Raw genomic sequence first — 20,991 nt, forward strand, 5'->3', positions numbered from 1 at the left:
AAGCTCCAGAATCCATAGCTCTTGCCCCGCCCCAGACGCTATAAAAATAGATAATGGTCTTCATTTGTCATGTATAAATAAACAATGGCGGAACAACGGTTATCTCTCGTTAATGCCAGAATTACATCTACCGAGCGGAAGCCCAGGATAATACGGACCCGTTGGCAGATAAGATCGACCAGGTCCAGCTCATGGCAATGCTGGCGACGATCTTCAGCCTGGTGGTCGTGGTCCTCCTGGCCATCGTTCTGCTGAGGGGGCGCAAGGCATAGGCCGGCACTCCGACCTATCCACAACCTCCTGAAACCCTTTTTCAACCTTTCATTGGTTCTTTAGAAGTGAACAGGACCGTCCCCAAACCCGCTATCCAGATTAGGATGGGGTACATTATCATCCGTTCCATGCCCCCCGCGCCCAGGCCTAGGAAGACGTTACCCTTGTAGAGGATCATGGCGAAGAACGAGATGACCCCGAGAACGATCGATATGTAACGGAACGGCCCGGAAAGGGCCCAGTAGCAGTAAACGGCCGCCAAGGCCGCGAAGACGAAGGCCAGGACCGCTCCCCAGTCATGTACTCCCCAGACCGTCATCGGGAATATCCCGATTGAGAGCCCCCCGACGCCGGCCACCATCAGCAGCCAAGGGATGTAGCTCAATCCTTTGTCTTCCCTCAGGACGACCCCGGCGATGAGGCTAAGAAGGCTATAGGCGATGACGGACAGGTTGAAGAATATCGCTGAAGGTTCCCCCCAAACGCCCAGGTCGGATATGAGACTGGCATGGGTGCTGTAACCAGTATATTCCGCCTCGGCGATATTGAGGAAGAGCACGAACTGTGCGGTCGCCACGAACAACAAGGTTCCGGCGAGAACCCTGGACTTCATGCACTCCCCAACGACGGGGAAAAAAAATCTTTTCCCAAATACCTTTTTTAATAATTCAAATAAAAAAGAACTGGACGAGACGATGGGATAATCAATCCAGCTGTCCCTTTTTCGATGGGTGGCCCTCTATCCCTCAGGACTTTCTGCGGAAGAATAAAGGACCGTTCCGAGGCTGGTCATCCAGATTATGATGGGGTATAAAATCATCCGTTCCATGCCTCCCGGTCCCAGGCCTAAGAATATGTTCGTTATGGAGAGGATCATGGTGATGAACGAGAGCACACCGAGGAAAGTCGCGATGTAACGGAACGGCCCAGAGAAGGCTTTGAAGCAGCACACGGCCGCCGACGACGCGCATATGAACGCCATGAACGCCCCTATCTTGTGCAATCCCCAGACCGTTTCCGGGAATATTCCAAGTATTATCGCCCCGGCGCCGGACACAATCAGCAGCCAAGGGACGTAGCTCATTCCCTTGTCCTCCCTCAGGATGAACCCGCCGATGAGGCCCAGAAGGCCGAAGGCGATGACCGAGACGTTGAAGAAGACCGCTGACCATTCCTCCCACACGCCCAGGTCGGATATGTAGTTCTCATTAGCGCTGTAACCGGGATACTGCGTCTCAGCTATGATCAGAAAGAGCAGGAACTGCGCGCCTGCCACAAACAGCAAGGTCCCGGCGAGCATCCTCCGCTTCATAATAGGTTCTACGTCGACATGACGATATATGTTTTCCCAAAGTTCCCATTTAACTCACACAAAGAGGAACTGGATATGCTCTCTTGCGATACCCTCCGACTCCGACCCTAACCACATTCCGAACAGATCTTCAAAAAATGAAAAGAAGGAGGTTTCAGGTAATCAATCACAACCTCTGCCAAGATTCGTTAAAAGGTATTCTATAAGTGATCTCCATCGTTGGAATGTTAAATCAGCCAATTATACAGACTAATTGTAGACACCACAACAATAATGAAGAACCTCAGGGATAAGAGCAGATGTCTATTGTAACTGTCTGGTGTTGATCTGTTCAAAGCTTTTTCCATTATTGAAAAAGCCCCGGATAGCTATATGGACCGTGAAGGTGATGACCATATATTGCCCCCACTGTGGTATCGTTCTGCCCGACGATGCGCTTTTCTGCTTAAAGTACGGAACCAAGATAATTAGTGATAAGGCGAAGCCGGCCGAAGCGTCTACTTCTTCGGTAATCGCTCCCTCTGAAGCGTTGGCGCTTAAGTGTCCAAATTGTAGTGCGCCCATCGCCCCGAAGTTCGGAGAAATGGTGATCACCTGCCTGTACTGTGGGTCTACGATAACATTGGTGAACGATGGATGGAGGAGCGTCCAGAAGCAAACCATGCTATCGATAAGATTTTCTGAGAAAGAGCAAATCATCGAAAAGATACACGCTCTTATGGACAAGGGGCTGTTGCACAGGCATCTTCAGGAGGATTCAAAATTGGAGGATATGAGCCTCAGCATGATTCCATATTGGATTGTATCGACCTCAGCACGAACATCGATTGTGGCCAGCGATATGGCCGCTGAAGCCGGGCAAATTGCTACCACAATGGCTCTGGCCGGTCTAATGGGCGCAGCTCTCGGAGGTGGACGGGGCAGAGGAGGTTTCGGTGGCCCGCTCTTGACAGGTGCAGTGCTTGGAAGTACGATGGGCAGAGGCATCGGCAACGTGACCAAGACCCAGGAGATAGATAATAACTACAACTTTCCGATAGTGGCTCTCAAAGCTTTCACGCAATATCAGCCCAAGGATTATTCCTTCGCCCTTGAGGAGCGGACGTTTTTTGATATGGCCCAGGTACCTAAGGGCATACAGATAATGAACGGGGATATTGGGGAAGAGGTCGCTAGGCACCAGGCAAAGACCCTTGTGGACCAGTTACAGTCTGACAAGGCGCACGCCCATTATCATATGATCCAGCAGTTGCATACTCAAGTAGACGTTTCGGAGACCGAACTATTACATGCTCCGATATGGTTCGCTCGATACGATCATGAAGGGAATAAGATCATACTGGTGGTAGATGGGAACTCGGGCGGCGTGATCAATAGCATTGGGCTTGGATGATGTCCCATCCGAAATATATGACCGCCCGTTCCTATTCTCCCTTCGAAAGGTTTCTCTTTTTCAAATACTTTAAAGAAAACCAGGTAACGAAGATAAGTACCAGGCCTACAGCTACGACGGTGGTCAACAGGTTGAAATTACCACTGATGCTGTTCCAGTTCGGTCCCAGGATGTATCCTATATATGCTAAGGCGAAACACCATATGGCCGAGCCAATCGCAGTAAGTGTGATAAATGGCCAGAACTTCATCTTGGCCATTCCCGCCGGGAAGGAGATGTAAGTCCTGACGATTGGTAGCAGGCGAGTCAGGAATATGGTTATCGCCCCGTATTTTTTGAACCAGCGTTCGGTGGAGTCCAGGTGGCCTTCGTTCAAGAAAAAATAATGGCCATACCGCAAGACCGTTGTCCTTCCGCCTTTAAGACCGATCCAATAGGCGATAGTAGAACCAATCACGCATCCGAGGGTTCCAGCGAAGGTCACTAAGTAAAGATTTAACGTTCCGTCGGAGGCCAACCAACCACCAGCCGGCATGACGACCTCACTGGGGATTGGTATGCCCACGCTCTCTAAGGTCATTAGAAAAACGATACCGAGGTAGCCAATAAGCTCAACGATCTGGAGTGAGAATTGAACGACCACATCGATTAGGCTCATTACAAGGGCGACAACGTTCACATTTAAAACGTATTGGTCGTTCCTGCTAAGTTATATAAAATAATTATTAAAATAAATCTATAAAAATGATAATAGTAAGTCCACCAAAGATATTAACCCAAGGTCGCGGCAATATACTTCGCAGTGGGGGGAACTCGCTTGAAGGGCGTGGTAGCATACGACAGCGTGCACGGTAGTACCAAGGCGGTGGCCGAGGCCATCGCCGAACAGATTAGATCAGAAGGGCACGAGGCGCAGATGGTTTTCGTCAAAGAACCGATGGAGCGCCACATCGATGGGGATCTCCTGTTCATCGGCTCGCCCACCCGGGGTGGGGTCATGACCAAGGAGACCAAAGAGTTCATCGAGTCCTTGGACGTGAAGTACTGGAAGGGGAAGAATGTGGTCGCCTTCGACACCCTCGGTCCGCTGTCCAGGAATCCGGAGAAGCGCAAGAAGGCCCTGGAATCCCTGAACGATCAATCCATCACCGCAGCTAACAAGATCAAAGAGATCTGCCAGGGGCGCGGGATTTCCGTAGTCAGAATGATGCACTTCGCCGTCAAGAGCCTCTGGGGACCCATCACCCCGGACGGCCCGGAGATGGCCAAAGAGCAGACGCACAAGTTCCTGGCCGAACTTTAAAAGCTCCATATCCTAAGCACCATTCTCACCACAGGCCGCGCCACCCAGCCCTGCAATCGATTATCATGCGTGTTACGAATTTGTAAAAAGTATTATTAATCCAACCACAATATCCGGGACGCACTCGGTCGGCGCTCCGAGAACGTTGTGTCGAGCGCTGGTCCTGAACGGAAGTGTCCATATGCAAAAGAGCAAGATGTTCGCCATAGTAGCCGTGGTCATCGTCGTCATCGCCGCGCTGGGGGTCGCCTTGGTCTTCACCAATGACGACGGCGACGGTCAATCCGATACCACGGTCACCGATTCCTTGGGCAGGACCGTGGAAATTCCAGAAGAGATCGATTCCATTTTCTGCATAGGTGCCTGTTCCCTGAGGCTGGTGTCCTATTTCGACTCCGTTGACAAGGTGCAGGCGATAGAAACGGCCGGCACGTTCAACACCCGGGACGACCAAACATACTACCTCATCAACAAGGGGAACTTCTCCGCACTGCCGCAAGTGGCCACCACCGCGGAAAGCATCCTCCAGCTAAACCCCGACCTGGTCATCACCTCCACCGCCACCGACACGGGTACCGCGGACAATCTGCAGACCCAGACCAGCATCCCCGTCTACGCCATCAACGCCAACCTGGAGTTCGGGGATGCGTTCTACGAACAGATAAGTTCCCTCGGCACGTTGCTGGGCGAGCAGGACCGGGCCGCGGAGCTGAACGATGGGATCGCCGACATGATCGGCGAGATAACCTCCAAGGCCACCATCGCCAGCAACATGAGCGCTTACGCCTGCGGGATGTTCTACTACGGCGGCTCGTCCTTCCTCAAGGGCTCCGGCGATTACCTTCCGTTCGATTACTCCAACGTGACCAACGCCATCGGTCCGGCGGTGAACGGGCAACCATACGTCATCACCCTGGAAACCCTGCTGGCCGCCGACCCCGACTACATCTACATCGACAGCATCGGCCTGAGCAGTTGCATCGACTCGATCAACGGTTACATAAACGACGATACGGGGCTGGACAACGTCTCGGCGATACAGAACGACAAGATATACTCGGTCATGGTCTACAAGTGCTACGGCACCAACTGGGAGAACCAGCTGGTCAACGCGTACTTCGTGGCCTCGAAGATGAACGGCGGCCTGTACTCCTGGAACTTCGAGGAGAAGGCCAACGAGATTATCCAGCTGTTCTATCCCGACACCACCATGACCTATTCCGACATCGTCGACGGTCAGACCGGCAGCGGATGCGGAAAAGTGACGCTGTGATCCATTCTCAAAACCCTTCCCAACCCTTTCCCAGATAATGGTGATGAAGACGAACGGCAACGAGATATCCCATGACCACAACGGGTTCGAGGCCTTCGACATCTATGAGGACGACGGGGACGAGGGCACCCAGATCACCCGGGGCTATCGCGGCTACGTCAAGAGGAAGCGCCTCTTCATCGGTCTCGGCCTTCTCGTACTAGTCCTTTGCGTCATTATCGCCGCGTTCAACGGCCCCATCGACATACCGTTCGCGGATGTCGTCAAGTACATATTCACCTTCGACACGGACGGAAGGGGCGGGGTCATCTGGAACATCCGCATGGTGCGCATCTTCGGAGCCATACTCGCCGGCGCCGGCCTGGCTGTCGCCGGCGTGGTCATGCAGTGCATCCTGCGCAATCCGCTAGCGTCCCCGTTCACCCTCGGCATATCCAGCGCCGCGGCGTTCGGCGCGTCCTTCGCCATCATCTTCCTCGGGGCGGGCAGCAGCGTGACCTCCCTGGTCTCCATCAGCAACCCCTACGTCACCACCATATGTGCCTTCCTGTTCTCCCTGCTCGCAACGGGCTCCATACTGGTCCTCACCAAGGTCACCAAGGTCAGCGCCGAGACGATGGTGCTGGCCGGGGTGGCCATCAGCGCCATGTTCTCCGCTGGGCTGTCCTTCATGCAGTACATCGCCACCGACTCCCAGCTCGGGAACATCGTAGCCTGGACCTTCGGCGACCTGGGGAAGGCCACCTGGTCCTGGAACTACATGATATTCCTGGTCCTTTTACCGGTGACCCTGTACTTCTTCTACAAGCGGTGGGACTACAACGCCATGGAGGCGGGGGAGGACAGCGCTAAAGGGCTGGGAATAAACACGGAGAGGGAGAGGGTGGTGGGCATGCTCCTGGCCTCCGTCCTCAGCGCGGTCATCGTCTCCTTCTTCGGTATCATCGCCTTCATCGGCCTTCTCGGCCCGCACATCGCCCGCTTGATCATCGGGAGCGACCACCGCCACCTCATCCCGTTGTCCATCATCCTCGGCGCCATCATCCTGATAGTGGCGGACGGGGTCGGGCAGGTCATCTTGTACCCATCGGTCATACCGGTGGGCATCATCACCTCCATGCTGGGCGGACCGCTGTTCATCTACCTGCTGATCAGGAGGTACCGGTCATGATGTTCTTCGAGGTGCAGGGCATCAAGTTCTCTTACCACAGCCGGCCGGTGCTCGACGGCGTCTCCTTCAGCGTGGAGAAGGACGACGTCGTCTCCGTCCTGGGCCCCAACGGCGTCGGCAAGACCACCCTGATGAAGTGCATCAACAAGGTGCTGGTGCCCGAGGCCGGCTCGGTGCTCATCGACGGTGCGCAACTTTATCAAATGAGCAAGCGGGACATCGCCAGGAACATCGGTTACGTAGCGCAGAGGGGGGAGACGTCCCGGACCACGGTGTTCGATTCCGTGCTCCTCGGAAGGAAGCCGCACTTCGAGTGGGACGTGACGGAGAAGGACATAAAGCTGGCCGGCAGGGTGCTGCACCTTCTCGGACTGGACCATCTCGCTTTGAAATACGTCGACGAGATCAGCGGAGGGGAGTACCAGCTGGTGCAGATCGCCCGGGTCCTCGTCCAGCAGCCCAAGGTCATCCTTCTTGATGAACCGACCAACAGCCTGGACCTCTCCAACCAGCACAAGATCATGCACCTCATCCGCAACATCGTGAAGAAGAACCACATGGCCGCCATACTGACCATACACGACCTCAACCTGGCCATACGCCATTCCGATAAGTTCGTGATGATGAAGGACGGAGTGATATTCACCACTGGCGATTACTCCATCATAACCCCGGAGAACATCCGCGCCGTGTACAGCATCGACGCTTACGTGGAGAGCGTCCGGGGGATACCGGTGGTAATCCCCATATGATGGAGGGAACACCATGAACGCCAAAAGGATCAACCCGAAGCAGAAGGGCTTCTTCAACGAGAAGGCCGGGGTGTGGGACGAGATCACCATCCACGACCTGAAAAAGGTGGACTACATCGCCGACCGGCTGGAGATCCGCGGTGACGAGAGGATACTGGACATCGGCACCGGGACCGGGGTGATGATCCCCTTCTACGAGAAACATCTTACAAACGGGAGCGTCGTCGCCGTGGACTATTCGGAGAAGATGATCGAAATGGCCCGTTCCAAGTACCCAGAGAAGGAGCATCCCCAGATCTCTTACCTCGTCTCCGACCTCTACGACCTCAAGTACGAGGCGGACTTCGACCTGGGGGTGTGCTATTCTTGCTTCCCCCATTTCATGGACCAGCCCCTGGCCATCGAGATCTTGTATAGGGCACTAAGAAAGGGAGGACGTCTGATGGTGGCCCATTCCGATTCGGCCAAGAAGATCAACGGGGTGCACCTGAACGGCGGTCTGGAGATATCCAACGATTTTCTCCCTTCCATGGAGCGAATGAAGCAGATGATGACCGAATGCGGCATGACAATCAAATTCGAGAGGGACGACGAGAGCTATTACATATGCATCGCCAGCAAGGAATGAATTGTCTTCGACCCAATCTTACAGTCTGACGAACGGTGGGCGATCAATTTTACGCGCAGCGAAGGTATTTCATCGGATATCCCAATGAATATCCGGAAAATGCATCGATTACGGGAATAGTATGACCGAATGGGCTTCGAGACTAAAGGGCGACCCCACGGAATGGCTGCTGGAAGACGACAACCCGTCCATCCATTACCTAGCATTGCGCGATGTTCTGGGCAAAAAGGAGGAAGACGATGAGGTTCAGGGCGCCAAGAAGAAGATCATGCAGATCGGCCTCGTCCCCAAGGTCCTGGCCAAGCAAGAGCCCGGAGGATACTGGGGCCCTCCGGAGGACTTTTACATTAAATCCAAGTATAAGGGCACAGTCTGGAACCTTATCCTGCTGGCCGAACTGTACGCCGATCCCGAAGATGAACGGATAAGATCCGCCTGCGAGTTCGTTCTCAATTGGAGCCAGCACCGTTCCTCAGGCGCGTTCTCCCACAACGGCAGCGCGAAGAACGGGGGCAATAGGAGCGTCATGAGTTGCCTCACCGGGAACATGGCGTTCTCTCTCATCCGCCTTGGTCACGGAGATGACGAACGCGTCAAGCACGCCATCGATTGGATCGTGCGATACATGCGGTACGAGATAGTGTCTCAGACACCTAAGGAATGGCCTTACCAGTACGATATGTGCTGGCGCGATCACACCTGCCGTTCCGGAGCGGTTAAGACCCTAAAGGCCCTGGCCGAGGTCCCGAAGAAGGAAAGGGACAAGGGTGTTCGTGAAAAGATCGGCCAGGGCGTGGAGTATCTTCTCGCCCAGCACATCTTCAAGAAACCGCCAGAGCTCAAGGAGATATCCAGGAAAGGCTGGTTGGACCTGGCCTTCCCCCTGATGTGGAACACGGACCTTCTGGAGATATTGGGCATCCTGGCCAAGTTAGGTGTCAGGGACGATCGAATGGACGAGGCCATCGAGCACGTCCTCAACAAGCAAGGGGAGAACGGACGTTGGAAGCAGGAGAACCACTTCCACGGTCGGTTCATCACCACCATCGAAACGAACGGGAAGGACAGCAAGTGGGTTACGCTCAACGCCTTGCGGATGTTGAAAGCCCTGTCCTGAACCTCCTTATCTCCTCTTCATCAGCAGTACGCTCAACGCCAGCATGGCCACGGCGAACAGCGCCAGTATCGCCAGGTCCGGCCATATTTCTCCCAGCCCCCATCCCCTGACCATCACCGATCGCGCGCCGTCCACGGCGTACGTCAGCGGCAGGAAGTAGGATATCGGCCGCAGCAGCTCCGGCACCGCCTGGATGGGCCAGAAGACCCCGGACAACAGTATGGAGGGAAATAGAATCAGCGGGATGAACTGGATGGCCTGGAACTCGGTCCTGGCGTTCGCCGATAGAAGGAATCCCAACCCCTGCATCCCCACCCCCAGCAGGAGAATGGTCAGGAGCACGAGCAGCAGCGACCCCTCCACCTGCACGTTGAAGAGAAGGAGCGCCGTCGCCAGCACCATCATCGATTGGACCAGGCCGATGAGGCCGAAGGCCAAGGCGTAACCGAGCACCACCTCTCCCTCGGTCACTGGCGTGGAGAGCAGCCTGGCCAGCGTACCGGTCGTCCGCTCGTGGATGAAGGAGATGATGGACAGCATGAAGGTCACCATCATGACCGCCAGGGAGATGACCCCTGGCGCGAACGTGTCTATGAACTCCATTCCGTCCCCGTAGACCATGTCCGGGACGACCATCACTGGCTGGGTGAACCCGAGGTCCTCGAAAAGCACGGCGGACATGGACGACTGGACCGAGGACGTCACCGACTGCACGATGTTGGTGTTGCTGCCGTCCAGGAGCAGCGTTATCGAGGCCGCGTCCACGATGGAGGTGTTGCCTGGCGAGTAGGTGGCGATGTCCATGGTGAAATCGGCCGGGAAGACGATGCAGGCCCAGGCGTCACCGCTCTCCACCTTCTCTCGCCCGTACGTCACAGGATCGGCTACGCCGGAGGATGAAGTGACTATCTCTTTGATCTTCAGCGTCTCGTCTTGTTGCAGATGAGCAACTATGAGGTTAGCATAGGACGCGTTGCCCACACCCTCGTCCAAGTTAACCACGTACACCTCCACGCCCTTCACCTCCCCGCCGAAGGTGAAGCCGAAGATGGCTATCATGAAGATGGGCATAAGTACCAGGAAACCGACCGTCCGCCGATCATGCTTGAGCGATCGTAAGACCTTCCTGGTAACCGCGAGCATCCTTTTGGCGTTCACTGACAACACCTCCTTATGAACTCCATGAAGGCGTCCTCCAGGTTTTCGCACTTCGCCTCCTTAAGGAGCTCGGCGGGCGCCCCCTCGGCGATGAGACGCCCTTTGTGCATCATCCCCACCAGGTCGCAGCGTGAAGCCTCGTCCATGTAATGCGTCGTGAGAACGACGGTCATTCCCTTCCCCTTGAGCATGCGGAAGTGCTCCCAGAAGCCCGAGCGCAACTCTGGATCGACACCGACGGTAGGTTCGTCCAGGAACATCAGCTGCGGGTCGTTGATAAGGGCGCAGGCCAGCGAGGCCCGGTGCTGCATCCCCCCGCTCAAATGACCGACCAGGTCGTCCTTCCTATCCGTCAGTCCGACCACCTGGAGCACATCCTTCTCCCGCTCCAGGAAGGTCGACGGCTCCATGTCGTTCAGCTCGGAGAACAGCTGGGCGTTCTCGTGCACCGTGAGGTCCACGTACAACGCCAGCTCCTGCGGCATGTAGCTGACCCGGCTGTCCTTGCCTTTGATCGGGACCGTTCGCCCCAGCACTGTGGCCGAGCCCGCGGTCGCTCTCACAAGCCCCATCAGCACCTTGATGGCCGTGGTCTTACCAGAACCGTTCGGACCGATCAGCCCGTAGATGCACCCGGAAGGTATCTTGAGGCTCAGGTCCTGGACGGCGACGATGTCGTCGTACTCTTTCCTCAAACTTTCGGTTATCACCGCGTGTCCAGCATCGGATTCCATCAGTTTCCCTCCCTGTTTCCAGCGCCGTTAATGAAGATGTCGACCATCCCCCGCAGCAGCCGCTCCTCCTCTGCCGGGTCGATGTTACCTAGCCCCACCAAATAATTGGTGAGGTAGTGCGACTGCACCATGCCGATCCAGGACTTGGCGGCCACGTACGGATCGAGGGACCTCAGGCGACCCCTGTCCATAAGTACCTGCAATTGCCCGGCCAGGTACTGTGCCGCCCTTTCGAAAGCCTCAGTGCTCACGTCCTCCTTGAACTGAGGGTGCCTCCATATCTCCCCCACCAGCATCATAAGGAAATGCCGGTTCTCCTTGAGGGTTTCAAGCACTTTGCGTGCGTTCCGCAGTAGGACCTCTTCCATCGGGCCTTCCATATCGAAATCTACTACGGACCTGATGCTCCTTAGCGGCAGCTTCTCCTGGACCACCTGGCGGAACAGGGCCTCCTTGCTCCCGAATATGCGGAAGAGGGTGACCTCGTTCACTCCAGCCAGAGCGGAGATCTCCTTGGTGGTCGTGCCATCGTACCCCTTCTCCGCAAACAAAGTGAACGCAGAGTCCAACACTTTCTCGCGAGCCTTAGGGACTTTGATACCGGGTTCAGAGGACATTACAATCTCCCATTAATGTAAGCAATTACTTGCATACATAAATAATTGCTCATGGACCGGCTAACCTGGAAACGACCATAAATTCGCCAATCGTCGAAATTATTCGTCGATGGAGAAATACCAAATCTTTATAATCGACATTCGTTTGGGATTCTAAATGGAATATAGCGAATACATCCGCAATTTCGAGTCAATGACCTCTCGATATATTCCGAGAACGGTGGATTGGACACCTTCCGACCAAGCCGTCTACAGCCCTTCTCACTACTTCCGCATGCAGAAGAAGGAAGCGGACGACCTCCGGTTCAACGCCATCAAGTTCCAGTTCACCAGGCATTACAAACTCAACAAGACCTACCGCACATTCTGCGACGAGCAGAAGTACACCCCCGATTCGCTATCCTCCGTGGAGGACCTGGACCGGGTGCCGGTGGTCTCTGCCGATTTCTTCAAAGCCTATCCATCAGGAAAGGATTTCGCCCTGTGGCTGGCCAATATGTACACTGGCGAGCTACCGAAGGTGCGCATCCGAGGTAAGGAACCAACGCACGACGAAGTGATCGAATCGTTCAACGAGGCCGGCATGGCCGTGGCCTACAGCAGCGGGACCAGCGGCCGTCACACATTCATCCCCAGGGACATGAAGAGTTTCTTCGCTAACGAGTATTCCATGGCCAAGGGGGCCGTGTCCATGTTCTTCCCCCGCTGGGACCCCAAGATGCGCGGATTCCTGATGATGCCCAATCCATTCAAGACCAACCTCTTCGCCGGACGGCTCGGCACGGTGTTCTACGACATCATGAAGGATGTGGAGGTGGCCCTGGACCGCGATGTGAACACCGAGACGGTGCGACAGTCCATGGCTCAGGGCGACGGTATAAAGGACCGATTGACCAAGTACGTCGTCAGCAAGTCCACGCAGAGGTCGGTGGACAAGATCATCTCCTGGGTGGAGAGGCGCGCCAAGGAGGGGGAGAGGTTCGCCATGGTCGGCGTGCCGTTCCTGCTGAACTCCGTGCTCAACGAGCTGAAGGAGCGGGGCAAGACCTTCAAGTTCGGGAAACAAGGCATCGTCCTGACCGGGGGAGGGTGGAAGATGCACGAGGACCAGCGCATCCCCGAGCAGCAATTCCGCAAGGACATCGAGGACGTGCTCGGAATACCTTCCGAGTCCTGCCTGGACCTCTACGGGATGGTCGAGGGGAATGGCTGGATGATGCAGTGCCCCGAGGGGCACCACCTGCACATACCGACGTCATACCTGCACCCCATGGTGCTGGACGATCACAATCATAATCTGGGCTGCGGCAAGTTCGGACGCTTCGCCTTCCTGGACGGTTCCATGGGTAGCTATCCCGGGTTCATAGTCAGCAACGACCGCGTACGCATGCTGGAGCACTGTCCCCACTGCGACCGCCCTGGTCCGGTGCTGGAGCCGGGGGTCACCCGCATGGCCGGGCAGGAGATGCGCGGCTGCGGTGAAGAGGTGCGCAAGATGATGGCCGCGGACGTTGGAGGTGCCTGAGCTGCTCACCCCCAGGCAGCTGAAGGAGCGAGAATACATTCCCGCCGTTCCTTTCATCAAGCTTATGACCAAGGGCGTGACCTCGGTGCTCAAGACCAGCGCTTTCCATCTGGGCGAGGTCAAGAAGATGAGGGTCCTGCCGGAGGGACCGCGCTACCAACGCCCCCCGCGCCAATACGATATCCCCAAGTTCAAGGAGGACATGCGAAGGACGGTGTCCGATGAGAAGTACCTGCGATCCACCCGCTTCTGCGATCCTAGCGACCCGCGCATCGTTGCCATGGCTCACAAGCTAGGCGCGTTCCAGGTGTCCGACCTGGAGTTCGCTAAAAGGGCTCACGAACTATGCAAGGAGAAGATGATCGTAGAGTATGTCCCCCTGGACAGCGCCGGCGACACCTTGGAACGGGGAACGGGCACATGCTTCCACCTATCTGGGGCGATGATCGCCCTCTGCCGCGCCGCAGGGATAAAGGCCAGGTACAAGGTCTTCGCCATGAGCATGATAGCCGTCTGGTACCAGCGTATGCTGGGGGCGGACAGCTTCATGCAGAAGTGGTACAACTCCCTGGGCTACTTCCTCATAGAGTCCGAGGTCCAGGTTTTCATCGACGGTAAGTGGCTGGACGCGGTGGTAGGACCGGACGCCGGCTGGCAGGCGGTTATGGGCAACCCCATAAGCAAGCTCGGCGAAACCTCCCTGGAAGACTGGTTCGAAGCCATCCCCGGCACCGTCATGATCTGCGAGTCCATCCCCTTCGGGCTTCCGTTACTAGGCACGCTGATGATCACCCTGGCCCCCGGGTCCGTGGAAAGGGTGAGCGCCAACGTGTACAAGATGTCCACTAACGGGAAAAAGATAATCGAGGACGCCGGAGGCTTGGAGGCCTATGACGCCATGGTCCGGGCCAAGAGGGTCAAGATGCCTATGGTCAAGATGGAGAACACGGGGCAGATCACCTTCGACTGAGGCCCTCAGTTTTTAATCCCGGCGATAGATTAGGGGAAGTCTATGGGTCTCTTCGACGTCTTTAGGAAAAAGGGCAAGGCGCGCCCGGAGGAGGAGCTGAGAGTGTTCATCGTCGACGTGAAGGGTGTCCTGAAGGAGACCCAGGAGATCGTCGTGGCCATGCCCCCGGGCATCAGGGAAGGGGCCACCCGCTCCTTTATCGAGAACGTGGGGGAATCGGTGGAGGACCTCCTGCAAAGACTGGAGAAGATGGAAAGGAAGCTGCTGACCGTCGAGCTGAACGACATACCGCGGCAGGAGCTGTCCGGCCTTAAAGGGCGCATGTCGCACCTGGACGACCACCTCATCCATTCGTACCTTGAAACAAGGAAACTGCCGGGCAACCGCCGCAGCCGCAAGGCCATAAAGGGCGCCATAAGGAGGAGGACGAAAAAGGTCGAAGCGCTACTGAAGGCCCTGGAGCGCCTGACCCGCTGATATCTGGAAGGAACGCTGTTCCACTTTTCCATGGTGGGAGGCAAAGGAAACCCTCATAAATCCCGCATCCAATTATACACCGGGGAACGTTCATCGAGACCGAGAGGCCGCCTTTGCTGAAATATTGCCTGCACGGGCTAGGGCTGGACGTAATCATGTTCGGGGTGACCATGGGCTGGGCCTTCTTACTAGGCCTGCTGGTGTCGATAGGTTGGCTCATCGGTCTGATCATCGGGCTGGCGGTGCTCATATTCCTGTTCGGTTACATCAACACCTACGTGGCCGAACGGGTGTGGGACATCAGCCTGGAGATCGATCTGGGAAGCGTCTTCTTTCACGGTCTCAAGCTGTTCGTGTTCCTGATAATAGTCAGCATTCCCTCGCTGATCGTGGCCTACATCGTTCCCAGCTGGATTACATCGGTCCTCATCTTCGTCATCTATGTCCCGATAGATGGCTACGTAGGAATGAACGTGGCCCAGGACTACGAGACCGACTACGAGGAACCATCGGATTACTATCCGAGCGAGGACCTGTAAGAATGGTCAAAACGCAAGTATCATAAGCCCGGCAGGCTTCCTTCGGAACGATATCATGCGCTACATCTACTTCGTGGGCACCGCCGGCAGCGGCAAGAGCTCCCTCATCTACGCTTTCAAGGAATGGCTCACCCTCCAGGGACTGGACTCTGTCACCGTGAACCTGGACCCGGGCGTGGAGAACATGCCCTATGAGGCCGACGTCGACATACGTGATTGGGTGCGGGTAAGCGACGTCATGGAGGAGTACGGTCTCGGCCCCAACGGCGCGCAGATCGTCGCCGCCGACCTCATGGCCGTGAACGCCAAGGACCTGGCGGAATCTATCGAAAAGTTCCAGACCAACTACGTGCTGGTGGACACCCCCGGGCAGATCGAGCTGTTCGCCTTCCGCCAGAGCAGCGAGGTGATCATGGAGGAATTGGGCAAGGAGGACGCCTGCCTGCTGTTCCTTGCCGACCCCAGCCTATGTAAGTCGCCTTCGGGCTTCGTCTCCTCGGTGATGCTGGCGGCGACCGTCCACTTCCGCTTCAACGTCCCCTTCTTCACCGTACTATCGAAAAGCGACCTGTTGAAGCAGGAAGAGCAGGACGCCATAATCGGCTGGTCAGAGTCCTCCGACGCATTGTACGGGGCCATAACCGACAAGATCGACTCCCGCACATTGCTGGGCATCGAGCTGTTCAAGGCCCTCGAGTCCATCGGGGCCTACAAGAAGATGGTCCCGGCCTCCGCCACGGAACCGTCGGGGCTGGAGGACATATACAACATGGTGCAGCAGTCCTTCGAGGGCGGCGAGGACCTGACGAACGATTGATTTATCTCCGTCCGCGGACGTATTCAACCTATGAAGACCTGGATACTGACCTGCCCCGAGTGCGGCTCGGCCGACCTGATCTACGAAGCAGGGATGATAATGGGCCAGAAGTACCGCTGCCTGAAGTGCGGGTACATGGGCTCCTTCGCCCTGGAGAAGGAAATAGAAGTAACGGAAAATGGTTTCTCAGGCGAACATGACGCCTGACTCGGTGCACTTGCTCGTCTCGTTGTCCAGCACCTTGATTATGGCCCGCTCGAAGTCGGACATCGTCACGACATCGCGGTTGTCGCGGATGGCGAACATTCCCGCCTCGGTGCAGATGGACTTGATGTCCGCGCCGGTGGCCAGCTCCGTCTTCGTCGCCAGGGCCTCGATGTTCAGTCCCTCCTCCACACTCATGCGGGTGGAGTGGATGCGGAAGATCACCAGCCTGGCCTCGTAGCTCGGGATGGGTATCTCGATTATGCGGTCGAAGCGGCCCGGCCGCAGCAGCGCATCATCTAAAATGTCCGGGCGGTTGGTCGCGCCGATGATCTTGATGTTGTCCAGGGGGTTGAACCCGTCCATCTCGGCCAGCAGCTGCATCAGCGTGCGCTGCACCTCGCGGTCGCCGGACGTCGCCGCGTCCAGGCGTTTGGCGCCGACGGAATCCAGTTCGTCGATGAATATGATGCTTGGCGCTTTCTCCCGCGCCAGCTCGAACAGCTCGCGCACCAGGCGAGCACCCTCGCCGATGTACTTCTGCACCAGTTCGGAACCGACGAAGCGGATGAAGGTGGCGTTGGTGTGGTTCGCCACGGCTTTAGCGATGAGCGTCTTGCCGGTGCCTGGCGGTCCCACCAGCAGCACGCCCTTGGGGGGCTCGATGCCGACCTTCTTGTACAGCTCTGGTCGGAGCAGCGGGTCCTCCACGGCCTCTCGGACCTCCAGGATCTGCTCGTCCAGCCCGCCGATCATTTCGTAGGTGATGTTCGGCTTGTCGATGATCTCCGCCCCGGTGACGATGGGGTCCAGGGACTGCGGCAGAACGGACATCACGGCAAGCGTCTGCTTGTTTAGAGCTACGCGCGCGCCGACGATGAGGTCCTCCTGCGGCACATACTCAGATGTAGTGACGATGAAGTCCGGACCGGTGCTGCTCTTGACTATGACACGGCCGTCGATCAGCATGTCCTTAATGCTGCCGATGATGAGCGGCGGGGACTTCAGGCGCTCCAGCTCGGAGCGCATGCGCTTGATCTCCTTCTGCAAGCGGAAGAGCTCGCTCTCCACGTACCTCTTCTCGCCCTCCACCCTCCTGACCTCCTCGAGCAGCTCGGAGTTCTGTCTCTCTATAAGCTCCAGCTTCTCGACCATCTCGTTGGAGATGGATTGGTCAAGCTCTTCGTCCATCAATCGTGGCACCTTCGAACATTGATTAAACCGCCCCATATTTGAGCATTTGCCAACGCATATCAACATAATAAAAACAAAGGGGCGCCCAGGAGGCGGGCATCAGCGCTCCTGGCCTGGGCGTTCCCCGGGATTAAAGATTAATCCTTTATCTCGATGAGCTTAGGCGGGCAATATCCCGGTTCGTATATCTCCTTCTTCTCCAGGGGGGTGGGGTACAGCACCTTGGTGAAGACCACCATGGCCAGAAGGGCGCCGACGACCTCCATTATCATGAAGACGATGCCACTGAGGGGGACAATCCCGCATATGGCATAGGTCATCATCCTGGCGAAGGTCACCGCCGGGTTAGCGAACATGGTGCTTACCGTGGAGACCAGCATCCCCCCCCACCAAGAAGGCTACGGCCATTCCCGTGGCATTGCTCTTGCCCTTGACGCAGCCATAGATGACCCCTACGAGTATTGGTGTTCGAGGTAGAGGAGTGCTTCGCCCCTTCGCCGCCCAAGCCGTTCCACAGGATGAAGGATTGAACTGCGGCTCATGTTTAAATTATTCTTCTAACATTAGCTCGAACGATAGAGATGATATGCGAAATGTGCGGTAAGGAAATGGCGAGCCTGCTGCCGGTGAGGATCGAGGGGACGGTGCTCAGCGTCTGCCGCGACTGCGCCCGCTTCGGCGATAACGTGAAAGCGGGGGGAAAGAAGACGACCACCGCCGAGCCGTCGGTCATCCAGGCGAGGCTGGACAACCGCGAGCGCCGGATGCAGACCCATTCCGTGTACGAAACGGGTGAGGAGTCCATCGAGATGGCCGAGGACTATTCCAAGCGGATTAAGGAAGCCAGGGAGAAGATGGGCTGGAAGCAGGAGGAGCTGGCGGCCAAGATCAACGAGCGGGTCAGCATCATCCACAAGCTGGAGAGCGGGACGATGCATCCGAACGACACCCTGGTGCGGAAGGTGGAGAAGGCCCTGGACATCAAGCTGAAGGAAAAAGTAATGATCACCACGGTGGAGAAGACCTCCAGCGGCAAGGCCCTGACCCTCGAGGACTGCGTTAAGAAAAAGAAGTGACTACCGGTACCGGAGCATCACTTCCGCAAAACCTCTTCCTTCACTTCTAATATGTACTTGCCGACGTCCACGCCCACGTCCTTACCGACGAGCAGGGCGGCCACCTCGGCGTCAACGGACAATTTCTCCACCACCTTGTTTATGCGGGCCACGACCTCCCGCTTGTTCCAGCCGGACTTGGCGGCGATGTCGTCGATGAGGACGGAGAACACCGGCGGCGCCTCCGCCTTCGCTGCGGCCGGGGACGCCTCGGCCTTGGTCGATGGAGCAGCTTCCCCCAGCTCGTTCAGCAGGTCTTTGGTGGGCTTGTAGTTCAACGGCACTTCCACCGCCTTGTGGTCGAAGGTCGGGCGCACGTAACCGTCCGTAAGCTCTAGAAGCCCTTTGCGCAGCCCCGCCTCCAGTATCCGCTGCGCTTCCTTGGCCTCGATCCGGCCGGAGCCGGTGGGGTCGGACCATTTCAGCTCGAAGAACAGGGCGTTGATGAACTCCCGCTCGGACAGCATCTTCTTCCCCTTGCGGTTGAAAACCACGGCCACGGTCCGCTGGAGCTCGTTCATACGATCATGCTCAAGAATCCCTTCCTTCGATATAACCTTGCCCCCAGTGCACGATAGGATAAAATACGGCCCAGCCATTTGACCCCTCAGGCAGCCGTCCTAGGTTTTTATCATTATCAATATGGGTGGAACGGGGTGCCACAATATTCTTATATAGAAGAACAAACATTCCAAGGCCCGCTAGCTCAGAGCTAGATGTCAATTTGATTTGATATGGAGGTTAGTAGTATGGCAATGGGAAACACACCTATACTGATACTCAAAGAGGGTTCCAAGCGCGAGAAGGGCAAGGACGCCCAATACAACAATATAATGGCCGCCAGGGCCATCGCTGACGCGGTCAGGAGCACCCTCGGTCCCCGTGGAATGGACAAGATGCTGGTCGACTCCATGGGTGATGTCGTCATCACCAACGACGGCGTGACCATCTTGAAGGAGATCGATGTCGAGCACCCCGCCGCCAAGATGTTGGTGGAGGTCGCCAAGAGCCAGGACGAGGAGTGCGGCGACGGCACCACCACTGCGGTCATTCTGACCGGAGAACTGCTGAAGAAGTCCGTCGACCTCATCGACGCCAACGTTCATCCGACCATCATCACCGCCGGGTACCGCTTGGCCTGCTCCAAGGCCATGGAGGTCCTGGACTCGGTGTCCATCAAGGTCGAGCCGAAGGACCGCGAGACCCTCATGAAGATCGCCAAGACCGCCATGATGAGCAAGTCCGTATCCGGTTCCAAGGACCTCATGGCCAAGGTGGCCGTCGAATCTGTGTCCAACGTGGCCGAGAAGGTCAACGGCAAATGGGTCGTGGACATGGACAACATCCAGATCACCAAGAAGCACGGCGGTTCCATGGACGACACCCAGTTGATCCAGGGGATCATCGTGGACAAGGAGCCGGTGCACCCCGGCATGCCCAAGAGGATCGAGAAGGCCAAGATCGCCCTGTTGGACGTGGCCTTGGAGATCAAGAAGACCGAGATCGACGCCAAGATCGAGATCACCGACCCCACCCAGATGCACGCCTTCCTCGACGAGGAGGAGCGCATGCTGAGAGAGATGGTCGACAAGATCAAGAAGATCGGGGCCAACGTCGTCTTCTGCCAGAAGGGCATCGACGACCTGGTCCAGCACTTCCTGGCCAAGGAGAGCATCTTCGCCGGACGCCGGGTCAAGAAGGGCGACATGGAGAAGCTGTCGAAGGCCACTGGCGCAACCATCATCTCCAAGATCAACGAGCTGGAGGTCAGCGACCTGGGCAAGGCCGACCTGGTAGAGGTCCGCAAGATCCAGGAGGAAGAGATGACCTTCGTCACCGGCTGCAAGAACCCCAAGGCCATATCCATCCTGATCAGGGGCGGTACCGACCATGTGGTGGCCGAGATCGAGCGTTCCCTGGATGACGCCATGAGCGTCGTCTCCGTCGCGATCGAGGACGGAAACATGCTCACCGGCGGCGGTTCCACGGCCGTCGAGGTGGCCCTGCGCCTGCGCGAGTACTCCTCCTCCGTCGGAGGACGCGAGCAGATCGCCATCGACGCCTTCGCCTCTGCGATGGAAGTAATTCCCACCGCCCTGGCCGAGAACGCCGGGCTGGACCCCATCGACATACTCATCGAGATGAGGAAGTCCCACAAGGCGGGCAAGAAGCACGCTGGCGTGAACGTATTCACCGGGCAGGTCGAGGACATGATTGCCAATGACGTCCTGGAACCGTTCCGGGTGGGCAAGCAGGCCATAAGCTCGGCCACCGACGCCGCTATCATGATCCTGAGGATCGACGATGTCATCGCCTCCAAGGGCACCCCTGGCATGAGCTCCAAGGACATGGTCGGCAAGCAGGGACTGGCCGACGTTGATTAAACCCTAACGGGGGGCAAAACCCCCCATCAACAACC

Annotated in this window: 24 protein-coding genes; 15 read left to right on the forward strand and 9 right to left on the reverse strand. The window is 56.8% G+C overall.

What is annotated here, in order from left to right; all coding sequences use genetic code 11:
• Window positions 1-313: 313 nt before the first annotated feature.
• On the reverse strand, window positions 314-886 hold the full coding sequence (locus NT131_06655) for a DUF998 domain-containing protein (protein MCX6651317.1): 573 nt from the start codon (window positions 884-886) through the stop codon (window positions 314-316).
• A gap of 126 nt (window positions 887-1,012) precedes the next feature.
• The gene (locus NT131_06660) at window positions 1,013-1,585 is read right to left on the reverse strand and encodes a DUF998 domain-containing protein (protein MCX6651318.1); all 573 of its coding nucleotides are present in this window, start codon (window positions 1,583-1,585) and stop codon (window positions 1,013-1,015) included.
• Window positions 1,586-1,973: 388 nt separating this feature from the next.
• Here NT131_06660 and NT131_06665 point away from each other — a divergent pair, with 388 nt between their 5' ends.
• On the forward strand, window positions 1,974-2,978 hold the full coding sequence (locus NT131_06665) for a zinc ribbon domain-containing protein (GenBank protein ID MCX6651319.1): 1,005 nt from the start codon (window positions 1,974-1,976) through the stop codon (window positions 2,976-2,978).
• A gap of 31 nt (window positions 2,979-3,009) precedes the next feature.
• On the opposite strand, the gene NT131_06670 is transcribed toward NT131_06665, so the two are convergent.
• Complete coding sequence (locus tag NT131_06670; protein ID MCX6651320.1) at window positions 3,010-3,657, reverse strand: DedA family protein; 648 nt, start codon at window positions 3,655-3,657, stop codon at window positions 3,010-3,012.
• Window positions 3,658-3,804: 147 nt separating this feature from the next.
• Between NT131_06670 and NT131_06675 the strand changes: the two genes are divergently transcribed.
• The 6 genes from NT131_06675 (at window position 3,805) to NT131_06700 (ending at window position 9,222) form a co-directional block, all read left to right on the forward strand.
• On the forward strand, window positions 3,805-4,281 hold the full coding sequence (locus NT131_06675; GenBank protein MCX6651321.1) for a flavodoxin domain-containing protein: 477 nt from the start codon (window positions 3,805-3,807) through the stop codon (window positions 4,279-4,281).
• A gap of 181 nt (window positions 4,282-4,462) precedes the next feature.
• Window positions 4,463-5,554, forward strand: coding sequence for an ABC transporter substrate-binding protein (locus tag NT131_06680; protein ID MCX6651322.1), 1,092 nt, complete (start codon window positions 4,463-4,465; stop codon window positions 5,552-5,554).
• Between the two features lie 37 nt (window positions 5,555-5,591).
• Complete coding sequence (locus NT131_06685; GenBank protein ID MCX6651323.1) at window positions 5,592-6,725, forward strand: iron ABC transporter permease; 1,134 nt, start codon at window positions 5,592-5,594, stop codon at window positions 6,723-6,725.
• Complete coding sequence (locus NT131_06690) at window positions 6,722-7,477, forward strand: ABC transporter ATP-binding protein (protein MCX6651324.1); 756 nt, start codon at window positions 6,722-6,724, stop codon at window positions 7,475-7,477. Before NT131_06685 ends, NT131_06690 begins: the two co-directional genes overlap by 4 nt.
• 13 nt (window positions 7,478-7,490) lie before the next feature.
• A complete protein-coding gene (locus tag NT131_06695; protein MCX6651325.1) occupies window positions 7,491-8,105 on the forward strand; it encodes a class I SAM-dependent methyltransferase in 615 nt (204 codons plus the stop codon).
• 121 nt (window positions 8,106-8,226) lie between these two features.
• The gene (locus NT131_06700; protein MCX6651326.1) at window positions 8,227-9,222 is read left to right on the forward strand and encodes a hypothetical protein; all 996 of its coding nucleotides are present in this window, start codon (window positions 8,227-8,229) and stop codon (window positions 9,220-9,222) included.
• Window positions 9,223-9,228: 6 nt separating this feature from the next.
• Here NT131_06700 and NT131_06705 read toward each other — a convergent pair whose 3' ends face one another.
• From NT131_06705 to NT131_06715, 3 genes are read right to left on the reverse strand one after another with little or no spacing between them, the layout of a single operon-like run.
• Complete coding sequence (locus NT131_06705; protein ID MCX6651327.1) at window positions 9,229-10,380, reverse strand: ABC transporter permease; 1,152 nt, start codon at window positions 10,378-10,380, stop codon at window positions 9,229-9,231.
• Window positions 10,377-11,114, reverse strand: a complete 738-nt coding sequence (locus tag NT131_06710) for an ABC transporter ATP-binding protein (GenBank protein ID MCX6651328.1) — start codon at window positions 11,112-11,114, stop codon at window positions 10,377-10,379. Before NT131_06710 ends, NT131_06705 begins: the two co-directional genes overlap by 4 nt.
• Complete coding sequence (locus NT131_06715; GenBank protein ID MCX6651329.1) at window positions 11,114-11,731, reverse strand: TetR/AcrR family transcriptional regulator; 618 nt, start codon at window positions 11,729-11,731, stop codon at window positions 11,114-11,116. The genes NT131_06710 and NT131_06715 overlap by 1 nt, the downstream gene beginning before the upstream one ends.
• A gap of 220 nt (window positions 11,732-11,951) precedes the next feature.
• Here NT131_06715 and NT131_06720 point away from each other — a divergent pair, with 220 nt between their 5' ends.
• From NT131_06720 to NT131_06745, 6 genes are all read left to right on the forward strand, one after another.
• A complete protein-coding gene (locus NT131_06720) occupies window positions 11,952-13,256 on the forward strand; it encodes a hypothetical protein (GenBank protein ID MCX6651330.1) in 1,305 nt (434 codons plus the stop codon).
• Complete coding sequence (locus tag NT131_06725; GenBank protein MCX6651331.1) at window positions 13,249-14,226, forward strand: transglutaminase family protein; 978 nt, start codon at window positions 13,249-13,251, stop codon at window positions 14,224-14,226. The genes NT131_06720 and NT131_06725 overlap by 8 nt, the downstream gene beginning before the upstream one ends.
• Before the next feature lie 42 nt (window positions 14,227-14,268).
• Window positions 14,269-14,703, forward strand: coding sequence for a hypothetical protein (locus NT131_06730; GenBank protein MCX6651332.1), 435 nt, complete (start codon window positions 14,269-14,271; stop codon window positions 14,701-14,703).
• A gap of 113 nt (window positions 14,704-14,816) precedes the next feature.
• The gene (locus NT131_06735) at window positions 14,817-15,242 is read left to right on the forward strand and encodes a hypothetical protein (GenBank protein ID MCX6651333.1); all 426 of its coding nucleotides are present in this window, start codon (window positions 14,817-14,819) and stop codon (window positions 15,240-15,242) included.
• Window positions 15,243-15,297: 55 nt separating this feature from the next.
• Window positions 15,298-16,059: an ATP/GTP-binding protein gene (locus tag NT131_06740; protein MCX6651334.1), complete on the forward strand. Its 762-nt coding sequence runs from the start codon at window positions 15,298-15,300 to the stop codon at window positions 16,057-16,059.
• A gap of 30 nt (window positions 16,060-16,089) precedes the next feature.
• Complete coding sequence (locus tag NT131_06745; protein MCX6651335.1) at window positions 16,090-16,266, forward strand: hypothetical protein; 177 nt, start codon at window positions 16,090-16,092, stop codon at window positions 16,264-16,266.
• Here the strand turns inward: NT131_06745 and NT131_06750 are convergent.
• Window positions 16,246-17,454 carry a proteasome-activating nucleotidase gene (locus NT131_06750; GenBank protein MCX6651336.1) on the reverse strand — a complete coding sequence of 403 codons (1,209 nt, stop codon included), beginning with the start codon at window positions 17,452-17,454 and terminating at the stop codon, window positions 16,246-16,248. The two genes, NT131_06745 and NT131_06750, sit on opposite strands and share 21 nt — an antisense overlap.
• 140 nt (window positions 17,455-17,594) lie before the next feature.
• Entirely contained in the window at window positions 17,595-17,837 is a 243-nt protein-coding gene (locus NT131_06755; GenBank protein ID MCX6651337.1) for an aquaporin, read from the reverse strand.
• Window positions 17,838-18,050: 213 nt separating this feature from the next.
• Here NT131_06755 and NT131_06760 point away from each other — a divergent pair, with 213 nt between their 5' ends.
• Window positions 18,051-18,533, forward strand: a complete 483-nt coding sequence (locus NT131_06760; GenBank protein ID MCX6651338.1) for a multiprotein bridging factor aMBF1 — start codon at window positions 18,051-18,053, stop codon at window positions 18,531-18,533.
• Window positions 18,534-18,550: 17 nt separating this feature from the next.
• On the opposite strand, the gene NT131_06765 is transcribed toward NT131_06760, so the two are convergent.
• Window positions 18,551-19,093 carry a DUF2240 family protein gene (locus NT131_06765; GenBank protein MCX6651339.1) on the reverse strand — a complete coding sequence of 181 codons (543 nt, stop codon included), beginning with the start codon at window positions 19,091-19,093 and terminating at the stop codon, window positions 18,551-18,553.
• A gap of 228 nt (window positions 19,094-19,321) precedes the next feature.
• On the opposite strand from NT131_06765, the gene thsB reads away from it, so the two are divergent.
• Window positions 19,322-20,956 carry a thermosome subunit beta gene (gene thsB, locus NT131_06770; GenBank protein MCX6651340.1) on the forward strand — a complete coding sequence of 545 codons (1,635 nt, stop codon included), beginning with the start codon at window positions 19,322-19,324 and terminating at the stop codon, window positions 20,954-20,956.
• Window positions 20,957-20,991: the final 35 nt, after the last annotated feature.

It is taken from the genome of Methanomassiliicoccales archaeon (assembly GCA_026394395.1).
In the GTDB taxonomy this organism is placed as follows: domain Archaea; phylum Thermoplasmatota; class Thermoplasmata; order Methanomassiliicoccales; family UBA472; genus UBA472.